Origin of the sequence: Thermogemmatispora sp. (assembly GCF_019683755.1) — a bacterium.
GTDB lineage: Bacteria > Chloroflexota > Ktedonobacteria > Ktedonobacterales > Ktedonobacteraceae > Thermogemmatispora.
The window spans coordinates 1-2575 of sequence record NZ_JADGHT010000493.1 but is presented as its reverse complement, the minus strand read 5'-3'; the positions used below and the strand labels follow the sequence as shown (position 1 = coordinate 2575).

At 68.8% G+C, this 2575-nt stretch carries 1 protein-coding gene; it reads right to left on the bottom strand.

What is annotated here, in order from left to right; genetic code table 11:
- Positions 1–258: 258 nt before the first annotated feature.
- Positions 259–2226 (bottom strand): hypothetical protein, encoded by a 1968-nt coding sequence (locus IRZ24_RS19220; RefSeq protein WP_297168042.1) that lies wholly within the window; start codon positions 2224–2226, stop codon positions 259–261.
- Positions 2227–2575 lie beyond the last annotated feature (349 nt).

Sequence of the window (2575 nt, the reverse complement as noted above, 5' to 3'; positions counted from 1 at the left end):
CTCCGGTCGCCGGGCCTCTGGGGGCGGGGGCGGGCACTGGGGAGGCGCCGGAGGCCCCGGAGTGGAGGCTCTCGACGGCGCCGGCGCAGCCGTTCTCGCTCGCGGAGCATGAGGCTTGGCCGTCCTCGGGAGATCCGCCCGCTGAGGAGCCTTCCCAGTCCTGAGAGCGTTGCTGGTTCTCGCTTCCGCTCGCTGTCCCGCTGGGTGCGCTTCCCCAGCCAGTAAGCCAGGCTGGGGTGCGTGTTCCCTTTTCCGCTCTCATGTTTCCTCTGATTGCTGGGGTGCCTGCTTTCTCGCGCGCTCTTGGTCGCTCTTGGGGCTGGGGAGGGTGTCGCTGCTTTCGCTCTCGGGCACCGGTAGCCCGAAGAGGCGCATGATGGTGAGGGCGTTGGTGGTTGGGCAGGGGCCGGGCCGGAGGCGGTAGTCAAAGGTCATGGCTCCGTTGTGGATCTCCTCGCGAAAGTGGTAGTTGCTGATGCCGGGGATGGTGTCGGCGAGCTGCGTCAGGTCGAGGTCGTGGGTGGCCAGGAGGCCGGCGCAGCGTGGCGCGGCGGCGGCCAGGGCCTGCAGGTAGGCGCGGCTGCCAATGCGGCGCTCGCGGTTGTTGGTGCCGCGAAAGATTTCGTCGATGAGGAAGAGGAGCGGCGCGGCGGCTGGTCGCTCGATGGCGTCCAGGAGGGCGCGCAGGCGGCGTACTTCGGCATAGAAGTAGGAGGCTCCTTCGGTCAGGGCGTCGTTGATGCGCATGCAGGCGAAGAGGCGCAGGGGCGTCAGGCGTAGGCGTTGGGCGTTGACGGGGGCGCCGGCGTTGGCCAGTACCAGGTTGATGCCGACGGTGCGGAGAAAGGTGCTTTTGCCGGCCATGTTGGAGCCGGTAATGATGGCGATGGCGCTGCCCTGGCGTAGGGCGAGGTCGTTGACGACTTTGCTGTCTGGGGGCAGCAGGGGATGGCCAAGGCCCTGGCCTTCGTAGAGGAGCGACGGCCTCTGATCGCTGGTTGCGGGGTCGGAGGGGTCGGGCACGATGAATTCGGGCCAGTGGTAGTCGGGGTTGAGGTCGGCGAAGGTGGCGAGCGAGCAGAGAGCCTCTAGCTCAAACCAGGTCTCTAGCCAGCGCGGCATCTGCCGGGCCAGGCGCGCTTTCCAGGCGTTGAGGCGCAGGGCGATGAGGAATTCCCAGGGACAGCAGAGGTGGAGGAGCAGGGTGAGCAGGAGATTCTGCCCGAAGGAGGCCAGGCTAAGCAGGAGGGAGAGGTGGCGCAGGGCGCGCGCCGGGCTGAGTTGGCTGGCGCTGAAGGGCTGGCAGAGCTGCTGTAGATGTGGCTGCCCGGGGAAGCGCCGCCGTTCAAGGTAGGCGAAGATGGCGCTGAGTTGGGCGCAGGTGCTTTGTAGCTCGAAGGCTTCTTCGAAGAGGTCGCCAGCGTCGCGGCGCCGTAGGAGGAAGATGAGGAGGCTGAGGGCGGCGCTCAGGGGCCACCAGGGCGGCAGGTGCAGCCAGAGCTGGCCGGCGAGCAGGATCAGGGTGGCCAGGTTGAGGCTGCCCATGAGGATCAGGCTCTGGATGAGGCGCGCGTTGGGCTGCTCTTGTTGCAGGCGCGCTTGTAGCTGTTCGCTGCGCAGGATGCCGCTCTGGCCGCCGGCCAGGCGGCTTTCAATCTGGAGGCGGTGGCGGAAGAGGCGCAGGGGGACCAGTTCGGCGACCAGGGCCTGTCGGTGGAGGATGGTGCTCAGGTCAGGGTCTTCGCTGAGTAGCCAGCTTCTCAGGCGCTGGCTGCCCTGGGAGGTGCTGGCGGTGTTGAGCAGGCGGTGGAGGGAGCGCGGGCCGCTGATGTCCAGGTCGCGCTCAAAGGGGTGGTCTGGTTGGCTCTCGCTGCCTGCCGGCTCCGGTGGAAGGGGGGCGATGGCGGACCAGTCGATGCGCAGCCGCGCCTGTTGGTCGCGGAGCAGGCGCGAGAGGAGGCGCAGACGGCTGAGGTGGGCTTCAAGACGCCGGTGTTGAGCGGCAACGCCGCTGAAGAGGAGAAGGGCCAGGATGAAGCTGAAGAGGCCGAGCCGCCAGTCTCGGGCCAGGCCAAGAGCGAGGCCCAGGGTCAGGCCGGTGGCAAAGATGGCGACGCGCAGCCAGGAATAGCGGTTACTGCGCACGTCGAGGCGGGCGATGCGGCGCTGGAGGCGCTCGGCGTGACGCTGTAAGGCCTTGAGGCGCGCGGCTTTGGCTGGGTGCATGAGTGCTGCTCCTCTGGTTCGATGGGTGGTGTGCCGGCTGCCTTGCCTGGTCTGTCTGGCTCTGTCGGAGGCCGGGTCGCTGCACTGTGGGCGGACCGGCAGGACCGGCTGCTCTGGCCGGCTTGAGCGGCTGGCTGGGAAGGCGGCCAGGTGCGCTGTGAGCGGCCCGACCCGGCCTGGCCCGGCCCGGCAGGTCGCTGACCAGGCGGATGGCGCGGCGGCTGGTTGGTCACGGCGCGGACGACTGCCGCCCTGGCTGGCTGGAGGCAGGCGAGGCGCCGTGTCCGCTCTTCGATCAGATGATAGCGCGCCTGACAAGAGGTGGCAGTGGTGCGGGTTGGGCCGGGCG

What these genes read in the sequence shown, in the direction of transcription:
- IRZ24_RS19220 (WP_297168042.1), bottom strand. Translation starts at nt 2,226, where the DNA reads ATGCACCCAGCCAAAGCCGCGCGCCTCAAGGCCTTACAGCGTCACGCC.